Here is a 19,832-nt window from a genome sequence, read left to right on the forward strand (position 1 = left end):
AGCCGGCTTGCCGGCGATGGGCCGCAAAGCGGCCCTCTTGAGGTCAGACGCGGAACTGGCTGACCAGTGTCTGCAGGTGCCCACCCAGGCGCGCCAGCTCGACGCTGGAGGCTGCGGTCTCATCACTGGCTGCAGCGGTCTGCTCCGACACATCACGCACATTCAGGATGCTGCGGCTGATCTCTTCGGCCACGGCGCTCTGCTGCTCGGCGGCGGCGGCGATCTGCTGGTTCATCGACTGGATGTTCGACACCGTACGGGTGATGTTCTCCAGCGAACCACCGGCCTTGCGCGCCAGTTCCACACTGCTGTCGGTCAGGCTGCGGCTGCCGTTCATCGCTTCGGCGACTTGCTGGGTACCGTGCTGCAGGCTGGCGATCAGGCCTTCGATCTCTTCGGTCGACTGCTGGGTGCGCTGGGCCAGGCCGCGCACTTCGTCGGCGACCACCGCAAAGCCACGCCCGGCCTCACCGGCACGGGCAGCTTCGATGGCGGCGTTGAGGGCCAGCAGGTTGGTCTGCTCGGCCACCGACTTGATCACATCCATCACACTGCCGATCTTCTGGCTTTCCTGCTGCAGCAGGGTCATGGCGTCGGTGGAGCGTTTGACTTCCTGGGCCAGGCGTTCGATCTGGCTGATCGCCTCACCCACCACTTTGTCGCCGCCGCGGGCTTCGCCGTCGGCATTGGTCGCGGCAAAGGCCGCTTGTTCGGCATTGCGCGCCACTTCCTGCACGGTGGCGGCCATTTCGTGCATGGCGGTGGCCACCTGGTCGGTCTCGACCTTCTGGCTGTTGGCACCGGCGCTGGTCTGCTCGGTCACCGCCGACAGCTCTTCGGCTGCGCTGGCGATCTGGGTGACGCCGTCGCGGATACCGGTGATCAGTTCACGCAAGGTGGTGCCCATACGGCCGATGCCCTGTTGCAGCACGCCGAGCTCGTCGCGGCGGGTCACGCGCAGGTTCTGGGTGAGGTCGCCGCTGGCGATCTGCTCCACGGCCTGCAGGGTTTCGCGCAGCGGGCGGGTGATCTGACGGGTGATGATCACTGCCGCCAGCACGCCGACCAGCAGTGCCAGCAGCGTGGCGGAGATCTGCATGCTGCGGGCCTGGGCGCTTTCGATGTCGCGGCGCTCAAGCTGGATCTGGTACAGCGCGTCGCTGCGCTTGACGATGTCGGCGCCCTGCACGGTCATTTCGGCGCGGGCGGTGGCGATGCTGGCCACGGCGTCGCGGAACTGGCGTACGGCGTCACGGTAGCTCTGCACCGATTGCTCGAACTGGCGAAGGCGCGTGGCTTCGTTGGGCAACTGGCCCTTGAGGTTGTCGGCTTCGGCCAGCGCGGCATCCAGCTGGCGCAGGGCGGCCTGCTCGTTGGCGGCGCTGTTGTCGGCGATGTAGCCACGCACGTCGATGCGCACCTGCAGCAGTTGCTGGCGCGCCTTGCTGATCAGCTGGTACTGGGCCAGGCGCACGCTGTCGCTCTCGGCGCGCGCCATGACATCCTGGCTCAGGGTGTCCATGGCTTCGTCGGCCTTGACGGCCGAGGCAGTCATCACTTCACGGGCGGCCAGCGAGGTCTTGTAGCCTGCGCGCATCTTGTTCAGCGAGACCTTGTACTCGCTGATGGTCTGGCCGAGCTCACGCAGCAGCTTGACGTTCTCGGGGCTCTTGAAGGTGCTGACCAGGTATTCCTGCTGCTTGCTGAACGCGTCCAGCTTGGCCTGGGTGTTGGCCGCCGCAGCGTCGTCGCCGTTGGCGATCATGTATTGCAGGCGGGCGATGCGCAGGTCGGTCAGGTCCTTGTTGAGCTGGCCGATGTCGCCCATCCAGTTGCTGCGGTCAATCAGGCTGCCCAGGCTGTTCCAGCCGGTCAGGGCCAGCAGGCCGGTCAGTACCAGCACCAGGCCGAAGCCCAGGCCGAGTTTGAGGTTGACGCTGATGTTGGCGAACCAGCTGTTCATGCACGCTCTCCCAGAAAATGATTTCGCTCACTTGATCTCATATCGCTGGGCGTTGTTTTTATGAGGGTGCCCTTGGATTTGTGTAGGACATATCGGCAAAGAGCAGAGAAGCTGAAACGCTTTTTCAGCAGATTTGTAAATGGCTGAAAACGATTGCGTTATTTCAAAAAAACATCGCGGGGCAAGCCCGCTCCCACGCACACTCGAGCGTGGGAGCGGGCTTGCCCCGCGATAGTTAAAGGCTACGGCTGGAGAAGGTATCGCACTGGTTCACATCACCACTGCCGAACCCGGCCTTGAACCACCGCACCCGCTGTTGCGAGGTGCCGTGGGTGAACGAGTCGGGTACCACACGCCCCTGGCCCTGTTGCTGCAAGCGGTCGTCGCCGATGGCATTGGCGGCGTTCAGGGCTTCCTCCACGTCCCCCGGCTCCAGCCAGTTCAGGCGCTTTTGCGCCTGGTAGGCCCAGACGCCGGCCAGGCAGTCGGCCTGCAGCTCCTGGCGTACCAGCAAGCCATTGTCGCCTTCCAGGCGCTGGCCGCTGCGACGAGCGGCGTCGACCTTGGCCGAGACCCCGAGCAAGGTCTGCACGTGATGGCCGATTTCGTGGGCGATCACATAGGCCTGGGCGAAGTCGCCGGCGGCGGCGAAGCGGGTTTCCATTTCGCGGAAGAAGCTCATGTCCAGGTACACGCGCTGGTCGGCCGGGCAGTAGAACGGCCCGACCGCCGCCGAGGCGAAACCACAGGCCGAGTTGACCTGGCCGCTGAACAGCACCAGTTTCGGGTCGCGGTACTGTTTGCCAGCCTGGGCGAACAAGGCTTTCCAGGTGTCTTCGGTGTCGCCGAGGATCGAGGCGACGAACGCCGCCTGCTCGTCGTTGGCGGGTGGTGCCTTGCTGCCGACATTGGCCGGGGCGGACTGTTGCTGCTGGTCCATCTGCCCGGCCAGCTGGCCGAGGATCTGCAGCGGGTCCTGCCCGGTGAGCCAGCCGATGCCGACAATCAGCAGGATGGCGCCGAGCCCCAGGCCCTTGCCGCCGCCGAAACGCATGCCGCCGCCACCGCCACCTTCGCCGCGGGCATCGACCACGTTGTCGCTGCGTCGGCCTTTTCGCCATTCCATGTGCTGCTCTCCGATTTTTTGAAACATGAAGTCAAAAGATTAGTTCAGTGCCGCGCTGGCCGTTGAGCTAAGCGCAGGTGCATAACCAAATGGTTATGCCTGTGACCGCTGAATTCAATATTCATCCCGTCCTACCTGCCGGAAACTGCAAGTCCGCCTGCCACGCCCAGGCGACTTCATAATTCCAATAGAGGTAACCGGCATGCCTGCCCAGGACACCAGCCGTTTCGTGATCCGTGATCGCAACTGGCACCCCAAGGCCTTCACCCCCGACTACAAGACTTCGATTGCCCGCTCGCCGCGCCAGGCGTTGGTGAGCATCCCGCAGTCGATCAGCGAAAGCACCGGCCCGGACTTTTCCCACCTGCGCTTCGGCGAGCATGACCACGACCTGCTGCTGAACTTCAACAACGGTGGCCTGCCGATCGGCGAGCGGATCATCGTCGCCGGCCGCGTGGTCGACCAGTACGGCAAACCGGTGCCCAACACCCTGGTGGAAATGTGGCAGGCCAACGCGGGTGGCCGTTATCGGCACAAGAACGACCGCTACCTGGCGCCGCTGGACCCGAACTTCGGCGGCGTCGGCCGTTGCCTGACCGACCGCGACGGCTACTACAGCTTCCGCACCATCAAGCCCGGCCCGTACCCATGGCGCAACGGCCCCAACGACTGGCGCCCGGCGCATATCCACTTCTCCGTCAGTGGCCCGTCGATCGCCACCAAGCTGATCACCCAGTTGTATTTCGAGGGTGACCCGCTGATCCCGATGTGCCCGATCGTCAAGTCGATCGCCAACCCGGATGCGGTCGAACGGCTGATCGCCAGGCTCGACATGAGCCACGCCAACCCCATGGATTGCCTGGCCTATCGCTTTGACATCGTCCTGCGCGGCCAGCGCCAGACCCACTTCGAAAACCGCTGAGGAGCGCCGTCATGCCTATCGAACTGCTGCCGGAAACCCCCTCGCAGACCGCCGGCCCCTACGTGCACATCGGCCTGGCCCTGGAAGCGGCCGGCAACCCGACCCGTGACCAGGAAATCTGGAACCGCCTGGCCAAGGCCGATGCCCCGGGTGAGCACATCCTGCTGATCGGCCAGGTGTACGACGGCAATGGCCACCTGGTGCGCGATTCGTTCCTGGAAATCTGGCAGGCCGACGCCAACGGCCTGTACCAGGACGACTACAACCAGGAGAACGTCTTCAACAGCTTCGGTCGCACCGCCACCACCTTCGATGCCGGTGAATGGACCCTGCAAACGGTCAAGCCGGGTGTGGTGAACAACGCCGCGGGCGTGCCGATGGCGCCGCACATCAACATCAGCCTGTTTGCCCGGGGGATCAACATCCACCTGCATACCCGGCTGTACTTCGATGACGAGGGCGAGGCGAACGCGAAGTGCCCGGTGCTTAACCTGATCGAGCAGCCGCAGCGGCGCGAGACGCTGATTGCCAAGCGCTGCGAAGTGGAGGGGAAGACGGCGTATCGCTTCGATATCCGTATCCAGGGGGAAGGGGAGACAGTGTTCTTCGACTTCTGAGGCCTCAAGATCAGCGCAGGCCGGCTCCCGCAGGAGCCGGCCTTGCGACAGGTCTCAGCCCTTGACCGGCTTCAGGTCGAACGCATCGGCCTGGTACTGGAACAACAGGCAATCTGCGGCAGCGGTGCAGCCGCTTTCATGCACGAGGTTGGCCGGCAGCTTGTAATAGGCGCCCGCCGGATACTCGACCCTTTTGCCATCGATCACCGCATAGAAAGTACCGCTCAGGACCACGGTCGGCAGTGTCTGGCTGTGGGTGTGCAGGCCATTGTCCGTGCCTTTGCGAAATTTCACGTAGGCTGAATACGGCCCTTTGCCGAACAGGTCGCCCTCGACGTTGGCATAGCTCACGGCGCCCTGGGTGCCGGGCACGTCCTGCCAGTTCAAGGCGGCACTGTCAGGTACCGAACTCGGTGGCTCGCCAGCGGCGCTGGCCGTGGTGCTGAGTGCGGCCAGCGTCAGGCCGACGAATATCGTGTGCAGTACTTTCATGGGGAGGCTCCTTCGCCAGATGACAGTGGGCGAAGGTTAACTTTTCAAATTGCGCACAAATACGGCAAAAAACAGCCAAGTCTTGTGTCAAATATGCACAGCTCAAGGTTCCCACCGTGGCCTGGCATAGTAGGCCTGCACATACTCGAGCAGCGCCCGTACCTTTGGGGCGACGTGGCGGCTCTGCGGATACACGGCGTACAGCGTGCGTGAAGGCTGGGACCAGTCCGCCAGCAGCGGTACCAGGCGCCCGTCGAGCAAGGCATCGTGGACAATGAAGCGATCGAAGCTGGCGATGCCCAGCCCGCCGATCGCCGCGGCACGCAGGGCCATCGGCGAGTTGGCGCCCAGGCGCCGGGGCATCAGCAGCTCACGGTGCTCGCCTGTGGGGCCGGTGAGTTGCAGGCGCTGTGGATGTGGCAAGCGGCTGTAGCCGAGCAGCGGATGGGCCAGCAGGGCGTCAGGCGTGGTCGGCGTGCCGTGACGCTCCAGGTAGCTGGGCGCGGCTACCAGCACACGGGCGCTGACCGCCAGCGCGCGTGCTACCAGGCTGGAGTCGGGCAGCTGGTCGGTGACCCTCAGGCAGACATCGATGTCTTCTTCCAGCAGATCGATAAAGCGGTCGCTGCAGTGCAGCTCGACCTGCAAGCGCAGGTGGCGCTCGATGAAGTCCGGCAGCCAGTGCCCCAGTTCCAGTTCACCGAAGGCGGTCGCCACGCCCAGGCGCAGGGTGCCGGTGGGCTGCAACTGGTGTTCGGACAGCTCCAGGTTCATGGCCTGCATCTGCTCGAGAATCCGCACGCAGTGGCGGTGGAACAGCGCACCGGCCTCAGTCAGTTGCAAGCGACGGGTGGTGCGATTGAGCAGCTGGGTGCCGAGGTGGCGCTCGAGGTTCTTCACCTGGCGCGACAGTACGGTGTGGGAAACGCCTGCCTGCTGGGCGGCGGCGCTGAAACTGCCGAGGTCGACGACCCGGCGGAAGGCCTGCATGGCACTCAACTGATCCAATGGCACATCACTCCTTGCAGCACACGACGGGGCCCTTGCGGCCCCGCCATGTCGAGGGTCAGCGCCGAACCAGCAGCACCCCGCTTTCCATGTGGTGGGTATAGGGGAACTGGTCGAACAGCGCGCAGCGTTCGATACGGTGGGTATCGTGCAGCTGGGCGATGTTCTGCGCCAGGGTTTCCGGGTTGCAGGAAATGTACAGGATGCGCTCGAAGCGCCGGGTCAGCTCGCAGGTGTCCGGGTCCATGCCGGCGCGCGGCGGGTCGACGAACACGGTGCCGAAGTCGTAGCTTTTCAGGTCGATGCCTTCCAGCCGGCGGAACGGGCGGACCTCGTTCAGCGCCTGGGTCAGCTCTTCGGCCGACAGGCGCACCAGGCGCACGTTGTCCACGCCATTCTCGTCGAGGTTGTGCAGCGCGGCGTTGACCGAGGTCTTGCTGATCTCGGTGGCCAGCACCTGGCGGGCACGGGTAGCCAGCGGCAGGGTGAAGTTGCCGTTGCCGCAGTACAGCTCCAGCAGGTCGTCGTCGCGCTCGCCCATGGCTTCGAAGGCCCAGCCGAGCATCTTCTGGTTCACCGCGCCGTTGGGCTGGGTGAACGCGCCTTCGGGTTGGCGATAGCTGAAGGTGCGGCCGGCGATGTCCAGTTTCTCTACCGCGTAGTCACGGCCGGTCACCAGGCGCTTGCCCTTGGAGCGGCCGATGACGCTGACATTCAGCTCGGCGGCCAACTGCTGCGCAGCGGCTTCCCAGGCGTCGTCCAGCGGGCGGTGGTAGCACAGGGTGACCATGGCATCGCCGGCCAGGGTGGTGAGGAACTCCACCTGGAACAGGCGGTTGTTCAGCGCCTCATTGCCCTGCCAGGCGGCCTTCAGGCGTGGCATCAGTTGGTTGATGCGCTGGCTGGCGATGGGGAAGTCGTCGATCAGGATCGCCTTGTGCTTCTCGCCCGGGGCGAACATCGCGTAATGGCGCTGGCCGTCCTCGCGCCACAGGCGGAACTCGGCGCGCAGGCGGTAGTGCTCGCGCGGCGAGTCGAACACCGCAGGCTCGGGCGCACCAAACGGCGCCAGCAGCTCGCGCAGGCGGGCGACCTTGGTCGCCAGCTGCGCGTCGTATTGCGTAGGGTCGAAAACGGCACTCATGCGTTGAACCAGCCCAGCTTGATGACGAACAGAATGGACAGGATCACCAGCGCCGGGTTCAGGTCGCGGTGACGGCCGGACAGCAGCTTGATGGCGGTCCAGGCGATGAAGCCGAAGGCGATGCCGTTGGCGATCGAGTAGGTCAGCGGCATGGCCAGGGCGGTGACCACCACCGGGGCAGCTTCGGTAACGTCATCCCAGTTGATCTCGGCCAGGCCCGAGGCCATCAGCACGGCGACGAACAGCAGCGCCGGGGCGGTGGCGAAGGCCGGCACGCTGCCGGCCAACGGGGCGAAGAACAGCGCCAGCAGGAACAAGGCGGCGACCACGATGGCGGTCAGGCCGGTGCGGCCACCGGCACTGACGCCGGCGGCGGATTCGATGTAGCTGGTAGTGGTCGAGGTGCCCAGCAGCGAGCCGGCCATGGCGGCGGTGCTGTCGGCGATCAGGGCGCGGCCCATCTTCGGCATGTGGCCGTCCTTGCCCATCAGGCCGGCGCGCTTGGCCACGCCGATCAGGGTGCCGGAGTTGTCGAACAGGTCGACGAACAGGAAGGCGAAGATCACGCTGATCAGGCCGACGTCCAGGGCGCCCTTGATGTCCAGCTGCAGGAAGGTCGGCGCCAGCGACGGCGGCATCGAGACCACGCCGGCGAACGGGGTAACGCCCAGTACGATCGAAGCGATGGTCACCGCGAGGATACCGATCAGCACTGCGCCACGGACTTTCATGGCCTCGAGGGCGACGATCAGGAAGAAGCCCAGGGTGGCGAGGATCGGCGCTGGCTGCTTGAGGTCGCCCAGGCCCACCAGGGTGGCCTGGTTATCGACGACGATGCCGGCGTTATGCAGGGCGATCAGCGCCAGGAACAGACCGATACCGGCGGCAATGGCCGAGCGCAGCGGCAGCGGGATGCTGTTCACGATCCATTCGCGGATGCGGAAGATCGACAGCAGGAAGAACAGCACGGCGGACAGGAACACCGCACCCAGCGCCACCTGCCAGGTGTGGCCCATGTGCAGGACCACGGTGTAGGTGAAGAAGGCGTTCAGGCCCATGCCCGGCGCCAGGGCGATCGGGTAGTTGGCGATGATGCCCATGGTCACCGAGCCGATGGCCGCGGCCAGGCAGGTGGCGACGAAGATCGCGCCCTTGTCCATGCCGGTCTCGCCGAGGATGCTCGGGTTGACGAACAGGATGTAGGCCATGGCCAGGAAGGTGGTGACGCCCGCGAGAATCTCGGTGCGCACGTTGGTGTTGTGTGCCTTTAGTTGAAACAGCCTTTCCAGCATGCCTGCTCCCAGGGCGCCTCGCGCCGTGAATGTATCGTCCCCAACAGCAAAGCACAGACCGTACCGGATGCCGCGGTTTTGCGTGGGGCGCAAAAAAGCCGCGCATCATACCAGCATGGGGGGCGGGGGCCTATGGCCATTGGGGAGAGGGCATTCTGTAGCCTGTGCCGGCCTTTTCGCGGGTAAACCCGCTCCCACAGGTATTGCACAGGGCCAAGAGGCGGCGCGATCCCTGTGGGAGCGGGTTTACCCGCGAAGAGGCCGGCACAGGCAACCGGTCAGCCGTTGTGCAAGCGGTCGCGGTGGGTCAGGGTCGGGAACAGTTTCATCCACACCCCGGTCACCACCAGGGTGCCGACACCACCGAGCACCACCGCCGGCACTGTGCCAAACCAGTGCGCGGTGAGCCCCGATTCGAACTCGCCGAGCTGGTTCGAGGCGCCGATGAACAGCCCGTTCACCGCACTCACCCGGCCGCGCATTTCATCCGGGGTCTCCAGCTGCACGAAGGCGCCACGGATGACCATGCTGATCATGTCCGCCGCGCCCAGCACCACCAGCACCGCCAGGGAGAACCAGAACGAGGTGCTCAAGCCGAAAGCGATGGTCGCCACGCCGAACACCCCCACCGCGGTGAACATGACCAGGCCCACCTTGCGTTCCACCGGGAAGCGCGCCAGCCACAGCGACATCAGCAGCGCACCCACCGCCGGGGCCGAACGCAGCAGGCCCAGGCCCCAGGCGCCGGTGAGCAGGATGTCCTTGGCGAACACCGGCAGCAGCGCGGTGGCGCCGCCCAGCAGTACGGCGAACAGGTCCAGCGAGATGGCGCCGAGGATGTCCGGGCGGCTGCGGATGAAGCGGATCCCGGCCAGCAGCGAATCCAGGCTGGCGCGGCCTTGCTGGAGTGGTTGCTGGCGGGCGTCGAGGCTGAGCATCAGCAGGCAGGCGATCACGTACAGGGCCACGGTCGGGGCATACACCCAGATGCTGCCGAAGGCATACAGGAAACCGCCCACCGCCGGGGCGACGATGGTCGCGGTCTGGGTCGCCGAGGCCGACGCCGCCACCGCCCGCGGGAACAGCCCCGGTGGCACCACGTTGGGCAGTAGCGCCTGGGTGGCCGGCATCTCGAACGAGCGGGTGGCGCCCAGCAGGAAGGCCAGCACGAAGATCAGCTCGCGGCTGACGTTGTCAGTGACACTGCCAAGGGCCAATGCCAGGGCGATCAGCGCCTGCAAGGTCTGGCAAAGCGCGGCGACCTTGCGCCGGTCATAGCGGTCGGCAACGTGCCCGGTGTGCAGCATGAACAGCACGCGCGGGGCAAATTCCACCAGCCCGACCAGGCCCAGGTCGAGCACATTGCCGGTTAACTGGTAGAGGTGCCAGCCGATGGCCACGGTAAGCATCTGGAAGCCGCTGGCAGTGAAGACGCGGGCCAGCCAGAAGGCCATGAAAGGGCGGTGATGACGCAGCAATTGCGGGGCGGAGTCGGACATCGGCAGGCCTGTAACCTCGGCAATAGAGGGGTCTGCAGAGTAGCATCTGTTTGTAACATTTAGTTGCTGAATGTCGAGGTGGACAGTTTTTCAGCGTCCGGAAAAGGGGGTGGGACAACGGGTCACGCGGCAATCAACCACACATCTTGTGACTTGATTCGGGACTATGCTTCCAGACATTCGTTGACCTGGATCAATCGTTCCAGATGCAACGAACTTGGCCCTCGGGCCGGAATCCCTGCGATCGAACAGAACAATTCCAACGAGCCGCACTCGATCACTGTGGGGGCAGTGGGCGACAAGGGCCACAAGCCTGGACGCCGGATTATCTGAAGAGGAAGCACCATGTTCGGATTAGAAGCCCTAGAGCTCGCCCGAATCCAGTTTGCCTTTACCGTGTCCTTTCACATTCTGTTCCCGGCCATCACCATTGGCCTGGCGAGCTACCTGGCGGTTCTCGAAGGCCTTTGGCTCAAGACCGGCAACAACACCTACCGTGACCTCTACCACTTCTGGTCGAAGATCTTCGCCGTCAACTTTGGCATGGGCGTGGTCTCCGGCCTGGTCATGGCCTACCAGTTCGGCACCAACTGGAGCCAGTTCTCCGACTTCGCAGGCTCCATCACCGGCCCCTTGCTGACCTACGAGGTCCTGACGGCCTTCTTCCTCGAGGCCGGTTTCCTTGGCGTCATGCTGTTCGGCTGGAACCGTGTCGGCCGAGGCCTGCACTTCTTCGCCACCTGCATGGTGGCGCTCGGCACCTTGGTCTCGACCTTCTGGATCCTGGCGTCCAACAGCTGGATGCAGACCCCCCAGGGCTATGAGATCGTCAATGGTCAGGTGATCCCGGTGGACTGGTTCGCGGTGATCTTCAACCCGTCCTTCCCTTACCGCCTGATGCACATGGCCACCGCCGCCTTCGTCGCCACGGCGTTCTTCGTCGGCGCCTCGGCGGCCTGGCACCTGTTGCGTGGCCGGGATAACCCGGCGGTGCGCAAGATGCTGTCGATGGCCATGTGGATGGCGCTGGTGGTCGCGCCGATCCAGGCGGTGATCGGTGACTTCCACGGCCTCAACACCCTCAAGCACCAGCCGGCGAAGATCGCGGCCATCGAGGGCCACTGGGAAAACAAACCCGGTGAACCGACGCCGCTGATCCTGTTCGGCATTCCGGACATGCAAGCCGAAACCACCCGCTACAAGATCGAGATCCCGGCCCTGGGCAGCCTGATTCTGACCCACAGCCTGGACAAGCAAGTGCCGGCAATGAAGGAGTTCCCGCCCGAAGACCGCCCCAACTCGACCATCGTGTTCTGGTCGTTCCGGGTCATGGTCGGCCTGGGCATGCTGATGATCTTCGTTGGCCTTTGGAGCGTGTGGCTGCGCAAGCGCGGCACCCTGTACAGCTCGCGGCCGTTCCTCTACCTGACCCTGTGGATGGGCCCATCGGGGCTGATCGCCATCCTCGCGGGCTGGTTCACCACCGAGATCGGACGCCAGCCATGGGTGGTCTACGGGCTGATGCGGACCGCCGATGGTGTGTCCAACCATAGTTATGCCCAGCTCGGTTTCACCCTGGTGATGTTCGTGGTGGTGTACTTCGCCCTGTTCGGCACCGGCATCGGCTACATGATGCGGCTGGTGCGCAAAGGGCCGAAAACCGGCGAAGGCGAGGAGCACACCCCGGGTGGCCCTGGCCAGCAACGTACGCCGGCGCGGCCACTGTCCGCCGCCGATGATGGCCATGAGGCCACCTCCACCCGCCTGAGCGAGGGGAACTGAGATGGGTATCGATCTTCCGCTGATCTGGGCCGTGATCATCATCTTCGGCGTGATGATGTACGTGGTGATGGACGGTTTCGACCTTGGGATCGGCATGCTCTTCCCGTTCGTCCAGGACGAGCGTGACCGTGATGTGATGATGAACACCGTCGCCCCGGTATGGGACGGCAACGAAACCTGGTTGGTGCTGGGTGGCGCCGCGCTGTTCGGCGCCTTCCCGCTGGCCTATTCGGTGGTGCTGGAGGCGCTGTACCTGCCGCTGATCCTGATGCTGGTGGGGCTGATCTTCCGCGGCGTGGCCTTCGAGTTCCGCTTCAAGGCGCGGGCCAACAAGCGGCATATCTGGGACAAGGCGTTCATCTGGGGCTCGCTGGTGGCCACCTTCTTCCAGGGCGTGGCCCTGGGCGCCTTCATCGAAGGCTTCAAGGTGGTCGACCGCAAGTTCGTCGGCGGCTACCTGGACTGGCTGACGCCGTTCACCCTGTTCTCCGGCCTTGGCCTGATCGTCGCCTACACCCTGCTGGGCTGTACCTGGCTGATCATGAAAACCGAAGGGCCGCTGCAGCAGAAGATGCACGACATGGCGCGGCCCCTGGCGCTGGTACTGCTGGCGGTGATCGGCATCGTCAGCCTGTGGACACCGATTGCCTACCCGCAGATCGCCGACCGCTGGTTCAGCATGCCTAACCTGGTGTGGTTCATGCCGGTGCCGTTACTGGTGATGGTGACCTTCTACGGGCTGCTGCGCGCGGTGGCACGTAACGCGCACTACACGCCGTTCCTGCTCACCCTGGTGCTGATCTTCCTTGGCTACAGCGGGTTGGGGATCAGCCTGTGGCCCAACATCATTCCGCCGTCGATCAGCATCTGGGATGCCGCCGCACCGCCGCAGAGCCAGGGCTTCATGCTGGTGGGCACGCTGTTCATCCTGCCGTTCATCCTCGGGTACACCTACTGGAGCTACTACGTGTTCCGCGGCAAGGTGACCCATGAAGACGGCTATCACTAGGAGCGCGTCATGATGGATATCGAACAGAAGAAACCGTTGTGGCAACGCCTGGGCTGGCTGGTGCTGATCTGGGCGCTGAGTGTCGCGGCGCTTGGGGTATTCGCCTACGGGATGCGAATGTTCATGAGTGCGGCGGGGTTGAGCACGCACTGAGCCTGCAGAGCGTGGGGGCGGCGGTGCGCCGCTCCCACCTTGTTACCGGGTTTGGATTACTTGCGGGCCTTGAGCACTACGAACTTCGGCGTCGCCGCCACTTGCTCCACCCCTCTGAACAACCGCGCCAGCTTGCTGTGGTAGCCCAGGTGCCGGTTGCCGACGATGTACAACGCTCCCCCCACCTCCAGCGCCTCCCGTGCCTGCTGGAACATGCGCCAGGCGAGGAAATCGCCGACCACCTGCTGCTGGTGGAACGGCGGGTTGCACAGCACCACGTCCAGCGACTGCTTGGCAAGCCCCGCCAGGCCATCCGCCGCCTCAATGGCTACTTCACGATCGCCCAGCGCGGCCTGCCAGTTGTCACGGGCCGATTGCACCGCCATGTACGACTCGTCCACCAGGGTGTAATGCGCGTCAGGGTTCGCCAGGGCGCTGGCGATGGCCAGTACGCCATTGCCGCAGCCCAGGTCTGCCACCCGGGCGCGGCCCAGGTCGCGTGGCAGGTGCGGCAGGAAGGCACGGGTGCCGATGTCCAGGCCTTCGCGGCAGAACACGTTGGCGTGGTTGACCAGTTCCAGTGCCGGTGCGTCGAGGCGGTAGCGGCTAGGGTAGGGGGACTGGGCGATCGGGCGCTCCGCGACCGTGGCGGTGAGCAGGCGCGCTTTCTTTTGGGCCAGCGAGGCCTGGACCGGGCCGATGTATTTTTCCATCAGGTCGCCGGCCGCACGTGGCAGGTGCTTGATCATGGCGCCAGCGATCACCTGAGCGCCGGGGGCCAGGTGGCCCTGCAGGCGGATCAGCTGTTCTTCGAGCAGGGCCAGGGTTTTCGGTACGCGCACCAGCACGCGATCGAACGGCCCTTGCCAGTGCTGGTTGGCGGCTACGAAAGGCACGGCATCGAACGGCTTGCCATTGCCTGCCAGGTTTTTCTCCAGCGCCATGCGCGCCAGGTGCGAATCGCCGCTGCTGGTGACGTCCAACGTGCCGGCCAGGCTGGCGGCCAGGGCGCCGAAGCTGTCGTTGAGCACCAGCACCCGGCAGCCTGCGGCCGGTGCTTGGGCCGCCAGGTGCTCCAGCAGGTACTGGTCGGCGGCGTCGAACGCCAGCAGCGGGTCGTTGGCCTGTTCCGGCTGGCGAATCAGGTCGAGGTCGGCGAAGGGGCTGTTGAACAGGGGCATGAGGTACGGCTCGGCGCGAATCTGGCCGTCGCGGTGCGCGACGGGCTTGAGGTACGCGATTCTACAGGGCTTTGCGCTTCGAGGGGGTTACAGCAGGCCTTGGCGGAAGACGTTGACGATGGCTGCCACCTTGTTGTTGGTGTTGGTCTTGGCGATCACGCTGCGGATGTGGAAGTTCACGGTGCTGGTGGATAGCGAGAGTATCTTGGCGACATCCTCGGCGATCTTGCCTTCCGAGGACCACTTCATCACTTCCAGTTCACGCTTGCTCAGCGGCGGATAGTGCTCCTCGCTGGCCATATGCTGTTCGCTCACTGCGGCATGCAGCACCTGGCACAACCACATGATCTGTGCGCCGTTTTCATAGAGTTCGATGGGGCGAATCGGGCCGTCTGGCCGGGCGACACTCAGCTGGCTCTCGTTGTGCAGTTGATCGAACAACGATTGCGTCCAGCCATGGCGCAGGCCGTGGGCACAGGCCGATTCGCGCAGCTGCGGCATCTCTTTGAACAGGTCGTCGTTCCACAACAGCGGCAGGGTCGTCTTGCGGCATTCGCAGCAAGCCGGGTCGCTGCTCATGAACTCGTGCTGATAGGCCTGGTGCCACTCGTCCGGGTAGTTGCTGCGGAAACTCACCTTGGGGGCTTTACCCGCGACATGCATGTGGGTCGCCAGGCTGACGAATTGCATACCGAGTGCCTGCACCAGTTCGACTGCCTGGAGGAACAATCTGTCGGGGTCGTGCTCCCCCAGCATCTGCTGAAGCTGTTCGCTGTGCCACTGTGACATTGGTGGAGCTCCCTGAAATCCGATGGATCCAATTACCGGACTGCACGGGCCAAGTGTAGGAAAAGTCCTCGTGATGCGCTGGGTTTTTTTGCTATAGCTGTCGCATTTCTTGCGCAGCTTTTTGTCAGCCAAAAGCGATGCCCTACAATCCGGTGGTGTTTATCCCCGGCGCTTTGCGAGACACTTGGCGCATCTGATTTTTGGAGCCCGTCATGACCGCCAGCGCCGACAAGTTCACCCGCCAGACCCTGCTCGATGTTCAGCCCCTGACGCCGAACCTGTTCAGCCTGCGGGTCAGCCGTGACCCAGGCTTTCGCTTCCGCTCCGGGCAGTTCGCCCGCCTGGGCGTGACCAAGGCCGATGGCAGCGTGGTATGGCGCGCCTACTCGATGGTCAGCGCCCCCCACGACGAATTCCTCGACTTCTTTTCCATCGTGGTGCCCGGCGGTGAGTTCACCAGCGAACTCAGCCGGTTGGGCGCGGGCGATACCTTGCTGATCGACCGCCAGGCATTCGGCTACCTGACCCTCGACCGCTTTACCGGTGGTCGCGACCTGTGGCTGCTGGCTACCGGCACCGGTATCGCGCCGTTCATGTCGATCCTGCAGGACTTCGAGGCCTGGGAGCGCTTCGACAACATCAAGCTGGTGTACTCGGTGCGCGAGGCCAAGGAGCTGGCGTATGTGCAGGAGATCGCCGGGCTTGAGCAACGCGACTACCTGGCGGAGTTCGCCGGCAAGTTGCAGTTCATTCCGGTGGTGACCCGAGAGCCGCATCCGGGGGCGTTGAATGCGCGGATCACCACGCTGATCGAGAACGGCGAGCTGGAGCGCGCTGCGGGGCTGGAACTGTCGCCGGAGCATTCGCGGATCATGCTGTGCGGCAACCCGGACATGATCGATGAGACGCGCAAGGTGCTCAAGGCACGCGACTTGCAATTGAGCCTGAGCAAGCGGCCAGGGCAGGTTGCGGTAGAGAACTACTGGTAAACGAAAACGGCGCCCGAGGGCTATTGCCTGTCAGTTAGCGCTTCATCGCACTTAGTTGGGGCTGCTTTGCAGCCCTTCGCGGGTAAACCCGCTCCCACAGGATCGCGCAAAGTCTGAGTCGAGCGCTGTACTTGTGGGAGCGGGTTTACCCGCGAAGGGGCGCGCAGCGACCCCAATTGGCTTAACTGACTGGCATTAGCCCGAGGGCGCCGTTTTCATGCACAGCCTCAGGGCTGGCGATTCTGATTCTGCGCCTTTAGCAGGTCGCGGATCTCGGTCAGCAGGGTTTCTTCGGCGCTCGGTACCGGTGGTGCGCTCGGTGCCACGGCTTCTTCGCGCTTGAGGCGGTTGATCGCTTTCACGCCCATGAAGATGGCGAAGGCGACGATGATGAAGTCGAGGATGGTCTGGATGAACTTGCCGTAGGCCAGCACCACGGCCGGTACGTCGCCCTCGGCGGCCTTCAGGGTAATGGCCAGGTCACTGAAGTCCACACCACCGATCAGCAGGCCGATGGGGGGCATGATCACGTCGCCGACGAACGACGAAACGATCTTGCCGAAGGCGGCGCCGATGATGATACCGACGGCCATGTCCACGACATTTCCTTTGACGGCGAAGGCCTTGAACTCACTGAGCATGCCCATGTGCGATTTCCTTGTAACAAATGGTGAGGTAGACGCAGTGTAAGCCACTTAAACGCTTCATGCGTGGCATTCAGGGCTACTGACTGCGGTTAGAACGAATAGTTTTGTCGCCTTTCGGCGCGTTCGGGACACGTCCGGCTTCGGCTATCATGGCGGTTTTTTCCAGGAGACTGCGCCCATGGCCAAGGCCAAGCGTTTGTATGGCTGTACCGAATGTGGCGCGACTTTCCCCAAATGGGCCGGCCAGTGCGGCGAGTGCGGCGCCTGGAACACCCTGGTCGAGACCATGATCGAAAGCGGCGGCGCGGCGGCCCCCAGCGGTCGGGCCGGCTGGGCCGGGCAGCAGGCGCAGCTCAAGACCCTCGCCGAGGTCAGCGTCGAAGAGATCCCGCGCTTCACCACCAGCAGCACCGAGCTTGACCGGGTGCTCGGGGGTGGCCTGGTCGATGGTTCGGTGGTGTTGATTGGCGGCGACCCGGGCATCGGCAAATCCACCATCCTGCTGCAGACCCTGTGCAACATCGCCACGCAGATGCCGGCGCTGTACGTCACCGGCGAAGAGTCGCAGCAGCAGGTGGCCATGCGCTCGCGGCGCCTGGGGCTGCCCCAGGACCAGCTCAAGGTCATGACCGAAACCTGCATCGAGGCGATCATCGCCACTGCCCGCCAGGAGAAGCCGCGGGTGATGGTGATCGACTCGATCCAGACCATTTTCACCGAGCAGCTGCAATCGGCCCCGGGTGGCGTGGCCCAGGTGCGCGAAAGCGCGGCGCTGCTGGTGCGCTATGCCAAGCAGAGCGGCACGGCGATCTTCCTGGTCGGCCACGTCACCAAGGAAGGTTCGCTGGCCGGCCCGCGCGTGCTGGAGCACATGGTCGACACCGTGCTGTATTTCGAGGGTGAGTCAGACGGGCGCCTGCGCCTGCTGCGGGCGGTGAAGAACCGCTTCGGCGCGGTCAATGAACTGGGCGTATTCGGCATGACCGATCGCGGCCTCAAGGAAGTCTCCAACCCTTCGGCGATCTTCCTCAACCGTACCCAGGAAGAGGTGCCCGGCAGCGTGGTGATGGCCACCTGGGAAGGCACCCGGCCGATGCTGGTGGAGGTGCAGGCACTGGTCGATGACAGCCACCTGGCCAACCCGCGGCGGGTGACCCTGGGCCTGGACCAGAACCGCCTGGCCATGCTGCTGGCGGTGCTGCACCGGCACGGCAGCATCCCCACCCACGATCAGGATGTGTTCCTCAACGTGGTCGGCGGGGTCAAGGTGCTGGAGACCGCCTCTGACCTGGCGCTGCTGGCGGCGGTGATGTCGAGCCTGCGCAACCGGCCCTTGGCCCACGACCTGCTGGTGTTCGGCGAGATCGGCCTGTCTGGCGAGGTGCGCCCGGTGCCCAGCGGCCAGGAGCGCCTCAAGGAGGCCGCCAAGCATGGCTTCAAGCGTGCCATCGTGCCCAAGGGCAATGCGCCGAAAGAGGCGCCGCCGGGCTTGCAGGTGATTGCCGTGACCCGTCTGGAGCAGGCCCTGGATGCATTGTTCGAATAGTCGGCTTCTTGCAAGTGATTCTCAATAGCTAGTAGCATGCGGCCACCTTGCGACCATCGTATGGAGTGCGTGTGGCGGAGTTCGACCTCAAGCGGCTGTTCCTCAAGCACGCGAAAAACCTGCAGGCCATGCTTTCGCGCAAGGTGCGCGACCCGCAGCTGGCCGCCGACCTGGTGCAGGACAGTTTCCTGCGCCTGGCCGAGCAGCAGCACGTCGACCGCATCGACAATGCTCAGGCCTACCTGTACCGCACGGCCCATAACCTGATGGTCGATCATGTGCGCCAGCAGCAGCGGCGCAAGACCGATCTGGTCCCCCACGAGGCGCTGGAAAGCATCATCGAGGACGGCCCGGGGCTCGACGAGCAGGCTGCTCGCACCCAGCACCTGCGCCGCTTGCAGGCGATCCTCGAGACCTTGCCCGAACGTACCCGGCAGGTATTTCGCCTCAATCGCCTGGAGGGCATGACCCACGCCGAAGTCGCGCGTCACCTGGGTATTTCCGACAGCTCCGTGCAGAAGCATCTGGCCAAGGCCCTGGCCTATGTGATGCAGTGCCTGCAGGAAGCGGAATGACCAACGGTTTACTGACAAACGCCGCTTCAGACGTCAGCCCAGACATAACCAGATCGCGAGAGAACCGTGTGAGCAGCCAGAACGAGCAAGCCATCCGCGAGCAGGCCGCCGAGTGGGTGGTGCTGCAAGGCGCCGGCCCCCTGAGCAGTGTGCAGCAGCAGGCGCTGGAGCAGTGGTGTGCGAGTGACCCGCGCCACGCCCGGGCCTATGCCTTCGCGCAGGCGACCTGGGGCGACCTGGGGCAACTGGCGGGCCTTGCTCCCGCTGGCGCGCCGCATCGCGCGCCGCTGCCACGCAGTACGCGCACGCCTGCCCGGCGCAGGGTTTCGCGTATTCGGCGGGCCGTGGCCTGCAGCGCGCTGGTGCTGCTGGCGGTGCTGGGCGTGGAGCAGGGGCCCGGCCTGCTGCTGGACTGGCGCGCGGACTACGTCACCGCTGCTGGCGAAGTGCGTCGGGTGACCTTGCCCGATGGCAGCCTGGTCGATCTCGACAGCCGCAGCGCCTTGCAGCTGGCCTTCGATGGCCAGCAGCGGCGGGTGCGCCTGCTGGCCGGCGATGCAGTGTTCAGTGCAGCACCAGTCACGGCCGCCGAGCCACGGCCGTTCGTGGTCGATTATGCCGGCGCCAGTACGCGGGCCCTGGGCACGCGGTTCGTGGTCGGCATGGCGGGCGAGGGCGGTTGGGTCGGCATGCTCGAACACAGTGTCGAGGTAAAGCTGCAAGCCGCGCCGGTCCAGGGCGTGACCAGCCAGCTGTTGCAGGAGGGCCAGGCGCTGCGCTACGACCAGGCCGAGGGCGTGCGCCTGTGGCCTGGGCGCGACGTGCAGCGGGCCACCGACTGGCAGCGCGGGGTGCTGGTGTTCGAGCGCCAGCCGCTGGCCGAGGTGGTCGAACGGCTGAACCGCTACCGTGACGGGCGCCTGCTGGTGGTCGACGCGGCCTTGGCGCAACGCCAGGTCAGTGGGGTGTTCCGCCTCGACAACCTGGCCGTGGCCGCCGATGTGCTCAGCGCTGAACTCAAGGCCGAACGCCTGCAATTGCCTGGTTTGACGCTGATCTACTGAACCACTGAAAAAAACTTTGGTTTCGCGTTACTGA

General features: G+C 64.6%; 19 protein-coding genes. 9 read left to right on the plus strand and 10 right to left on the minus strand.

What is annotated here, in order from left to right; genetic code table 11:
• Nucleotides 1–43: 43 nt before the first annotated feature.
• Both ACQ4N9_RS11100 and ypfJ read right to left on the minus strand, forming a co-directional pair.
• Nucleotides 44–1,963 (minus strand): methyl-accepting chemotaxis protein, encoded by a 1,920-nt coding sequence (locus ACQ4N9_RS11100; protein WP_390970240.1) that lies wholly within the window; start codon nucleotides 1,961–1,963, stop codon nucleotides 44–46.
• A 235-nt stretch (nucleotides 1,964–2,198) separates the two neighbouring features.
• A complete protein-coding gene (ypfJ, locus tag ACQ4N9_RS11105) occupies nucleotides 2,199–3,089 on the minus strand; it encodes a KPN_02809 family neutral zinc metallopeptidase (protein WP_390970238.1) in 891 nt (296 codons plus the stop codon).
• 202 nt (nucleotides 3,090–3,291) lie between these two features.
• Between ypfJ and pcaH the strand changes: the two genes are divergently transcribed.
• Nucleotides 3,292–4,011 (plus strand): protocatechuate 3,4-dioxygenase subunit beta, encoded by a 720-nt coding sequence (gene pcaH / locus ACQ4N9_RS11110; RefSeq protein ID WP_110994676.1) that lies wholly within the window; start codon nucleotides 3,292–3,294, stop codon nucleotides 4,009–4,011.
• A gap of 11 nt (nucleotides 4,012–4,022) precedes the next feature.
• Nucleotides 4,023–4,628, plus strand: a complete 606-nt coding sequence (gene pcaG / locus ACQ4N9_RS11115; RefSeq protein ID WP_390970235.1) for a protocatechuate 3,4-dioxygenase subunit alpha — start codon at nucleotides 4,023–4,025, stop codon at nucleotides 4,626–4,628.
• A 54-nt stretch (nucleotides 4,629–4,682) separates the two neighbouring features.
• Here the strand turns inward: pcaG and ACQ4N9_RS11120 are convergent, their stop codons facing one another.
• The 5 genes from ACQ4N9_RS11120 to ACQ4N9_RS11140 all read right to left on the minus strand — a co-directional run bounded on the left by ACQ4N9_RS11120 (nucleotide 4,683) and on the right by ACQ4N9_RS11140 (nucleotide 10,063).
• Nucleotides 4,683–5,120, minus strand: a complete 438-nt coding sequence (locus ACQ4N9_RS11120; protein WP_390970233.1) for a cupin domain-containing protein — start codon at nucleotides 5,118–5,120, stop codon at nucleotides 4,683–4,685.
• 102 nt (nucleotides 5,121–5,222) lie between these two features.
• Nucleotides 5,223–6,128: a LysR family transcriptional regulator gene (locus ACQ4N9_RS11125; RefSeq protein WP_390970231.1), complete on the minus strand. Its 906-nt coding sequence runs from the start codon at nucleotides 6,126–6,128 to the stop codon at nucleotides 5,223–5,225.
• A gap of 58 nt (nucleotides 6,129–6,186) precedes the next feature.
• On the minus strand, nucleotides 6,187–7,272 hold the full coding sequence (trmA, locus tag ACQ4N9_RS11130; protein ID WP_390970229.1) for a tRNA (uridine(54)-C5)-methyltransferase TrmA: 1,086 nt from the start codon (nucleotides 7,270–7,272) through the stop codon (nucleotides 6,187–6,189).
• Nucleotides 7,269–8,564: an NCS2 family permease gene (locus tag ACQ4N9_RS11135; protein ID WP_390970227.1), complete on the minus strand. Its 1,296-nt coding sequence runs from the start codon at nucleotides 8,562–8,564 to the stop codon at nucleotides 7,269–7,271. The genes trmA and ACQ4N9_RS11135 overlap by 4 nt, the downstream gene beginning before the upstream one ends.
• Before the next feature lie 278 nt (nucleotides 8,565–8,842).
• Nucleotides 8,843–10,063 (minus strand): MFS transporter, encoded by a 1,221-nt coding sequence (locus ACQ4N9_RS11140; protein ID WP_125860452.1) that lies wholly within the window; start codon nucleotides 10,061–10,063, stop codon nucleotides 8,843–8,845.
• 345 nt (nucleotides 10,064–10,408) lie between these two features.
• On the opposite strand from ACQ4N9_RS11140, the gene ACQ4N9_RS11145 reads away from it, so the two are divergent.
• Genes ACQ4N9_RS11145 through ACQ4N9_RS11155 form a run of 3 tightly spaced genes read left to right on the plus strand, consistent with a single transcriptional unit; the run spans nucleotide 10,409 to nucleotide 13,007 of the window.
• A complete protein-coding gene (locus ACQ4N9_RS11145) occupies nucleotides 10,409–11,845 on the plus strand; it encodes a cytochrome ubiquinol oxidase subunit I (protein WP_390970225.1) in 1,437 nt (478 codons plus the stop codon).
• Nucleotide 11,846: 1 nt separating this feature from the next.
• Nucleotides 11,847–12,854 (plus strand): cytochrome d ubiquinol oxidase subunit II, encoded by a 1,008-nt coding sequence (gene cydB / locus ACQ4N9_RS11150; RefSeq protein WP_125465602.1) that lies wholly within the window; start codon nucleotides 11,847–11,849, stop codon nucleotides 12,852–12,854.
• A gap of 9 nt (nucleotides 12,855–12,863) precedes the next feature.
• Nucleotides 12,864–13,007: a DUF2474 domain-containing protein gene (locus tag ACQ4N9_RS11155; protein ID WP_390970222.1), complete on the plus strand. Its 144-nt coding sequence runs from the start codon at nucleotides 12,864–12,866 to the stop codon at nucleotides 13,005–13,007.
• A gap of 56 nt (nucleotides 13,008–13,063) precedes the next feature.
• On the opposite strand, the gene ACQ4N9_RS11160 is transcribed toward ACQ4N9_RS11155, so the two are convergent.
• A complete protein-coding gene (locus ACQ4N9_RS11160; protein WP_390970220.1) occupies nucleotides 13,064–14,188 on the minus strand; it encodes a methyltransferase in 1,125 nt (374 codons plus the stop codon).
• Between the two features lie 87 nt (nucleotides 14,189–14,275).
• Nucleotides 14,276–14,977, minus strand: a complete 702-nt coding sequence (locus tag ACQ4N9_RS11165; RefSeq protein WP_390970218.1) for an autoinducer binding domain-containing protein — start codon at nucleotides 14,975–14,977, stop codon at nucleotides 14,276–14,278.
• A gap of 212 nt (nucleotides 14,978–15,189) precedes the next feature.
• Here ACQ4N9_RS11165 and ACQ4N9_RS11170 point away from each other — a divergent pair, with 212 nt between their 5' ends.
• A complete protein-coding gene (locus ACQ4N9_RS11170; RefSeq protein WP_125465598.1) occupies nucleotides 15,190–15,966 on the plus strand; it encodes a ferredoxin--NADP reductase in 777 nt (258 codons plus the stop codon).
• A gap of 227 nt (nucleotides 15,967–16,193) precedes the next feature.
• Here the strand turns inward: ACQ4N9_RS11170 and mscL are convergent, their stop codons facing one another.
• Nucleotides 16,194–16,613 (minus strand): large-conductance mechanosensitive channel protein MscL, encoded by a 420-nt coding sequence (gene mscL, locus ACQ4N9_RS11175; RefSeq protein ID WP_347149387.1) that lies wholly within the window; start codon nucleotides 16,611–16,613, stop codon nucleotides 16,194–16,196.
• Nucleotides 16,614–16,791: 178 nt separating this feature from the next.
• Between mscL and radA the strand changes: the two genes are divergently transcribed.
• The 3 genes from radA (at nucleotide 16,792) to ACQ4N9_RS11190 (ending at nucleotide 19,798) form a co-directional block, all read left to right on the plus strand.
• Complete coding sequence (gene radA / locus ACQ4N9_RS11180) at nucleotides 16,792–18,159, plus strand: DNA repair protein RadA (RefSeq protein WP_390970215.1); 1,368 nt, start codon at nucleotides 16,792–16,794, stop codon at nucleotides 18,157–18,159.
• A gap of 71 nt (nucleotides 18,160–18,230) precedes the next feature.
• Nucleotides 18,231–18,734, plus strand: a complete 504-nt coding sequence (locus tag ACQ4N9_RS11185) for an RNA polymerase sigma factor (protein WP_390970213.1) — start codon at nucleotides 18,231–18,233, stop codon at nucleotides 18,732–18,734.
• 68 nt (nucleotides 18,735–18,802) lie between these two features.
• A complete protein-coding gene (locus tag ACQ4N9_RS11190; RefSeq protein WP_390970211.1) occupies nucleotides 18,803–19,798 on the plus strand; it encodes a FecR family protein in 996 nt (331 codons plus the stop codon).
• Nucleotides 19,799–19,832: the final 34 nt, after the last annotated feature.

This window comes from Pseudomonas sp. ES1 (genome assembly GCF_050586605.1).
GTDB classification, from domain to species: domain Bacteria; phylum Pseudomonadota; class Gammaproteobacteria; order Pseudomonadales; family Pseudomonadaceae; genus Aquipseudomonas; species Aquipseudomonas sichuanensis.

What these genes read in the sequence shown, in the direction of transcription:
- ACQ4N9_RS11100 (WP_390970240.1), bottom strand. Translation starts at nt 1,963, where the DNA reads ATGAACAGCTGGTTCGCCAACATCAGCGTCAACCTCAAACTCGGCCTG.
- ypfJ (WP_390970238.1), bottom strand. Translation starts at nt 3,089, where the DNA reads ATGGAATGGCGAAAAGGCCGACGCAGCGACAACGTGGTCGATGCCCGC.
- pcaH (WP_110994676.1), top strand. Translation starts at nt 3,292, where the DNA reads ATGCCTGCCCAGGACACCAGCCGTTTCGTGATCCGTGATCGCAACTGG.
- pcaG (WP_390970235.1), top strand. Translation starts at nt 4,023, where the DNA reads ATGCCTATCGAACTGCTGCCGGAAACCCCCTCGCAGACCGCCGGCCCC.
- ACQ4N9_RS11120 (WP_390970233.1), bottom strand. Translation starts at nt 5,120, where the DNA reads ATGAAAGTACTGCACACGATATTCGTCGGCCTGACGCTGGCCGCACTC.
- trmA (WP_390970229.1), bottom strand. Translation starts at nt 7,272, where the DNA reads ATGAGTGCCGTTTTCGACCCTACGCAATACGACGCGCAGCTGGCGACC.
- ACQ4N9_RS11135 (WP_390970227.1), bottom strand. Translation starts at nt 8,564, where the DNA reads ATGCTGGAAAGGCTGTTTCAACTAAAGGCACACAACACCAACGTGCGC.
- ACQ4N9_RS11140 (WP_125860452.1), bottom strand. Translation starts at nt 10,063, where the DNA reads ATGTCCGACTCCGCCCCGCAATTGCTGCGTCATCACCGCCCTTTCATG.
- ACQ4N9_RS11145 (WP_390970225.1), top strand. Translation starts at nt 10,409, where the DNA reads ATGTTCGGATTAGAAGCCCTAGAGCTCGCCCGAATCCAGTTTGCCTTT.
- cydB (WP_125465602.1), top strand. Translation starts at nt 11,847, where the DNA reads ATGGGTATCGATCTTCCGCTGATCTGGGCCGTGATCATCATCTTCGGC.
- ACQ4N9_RS11155 (WP_390970222.1), top strand. Translation starts at nt 12,864, where the DNA reads ATGATGGATATCGAACAGAAGAAACCGTTGTGGCAACGCCTGGGCTGG.
- ACQ4N9_RS11160 (WP_390970220.1), bottom strand. Translation starts at nt 14,188, where the DNA reads ATGCCCCTGTTCAACAGCCCCTTCGCCGACCTCGACCTGATTCGCCAG.
- ACQ4N9_RS11165 (WP_390970218.1), bottom strand. Translation starts at nt 14,977, where the DNA reads ATGTCACAGTGGCACAGCGAACAGCTTCAGCAGATGCTGGGGGAGCAC.
- ACQ4N9_RS11170 (WP_125465598.1), top strand. Translation starts at nt 15,190, where the DNA reads ATGACCGCCAGCGCCGACAAGTTCACCCGCCAGACCCTGCTCGATGTT.
- mscL (WP_347149387.1), bottom strand. Translation starts at nt 16,613, where the DNA reads ATGGGCATGCTCAGTGAGTTCAAGGCCTTCGCCGTCAAAGGAAATGTC.
- radA (WP_390970215.1), top strand. Translation starts at nt 16,792, where the DNA reads ATGGCCAAGGCCAAGCGTTTGTATGGCTGTACCGAATGTGGCGCGACT.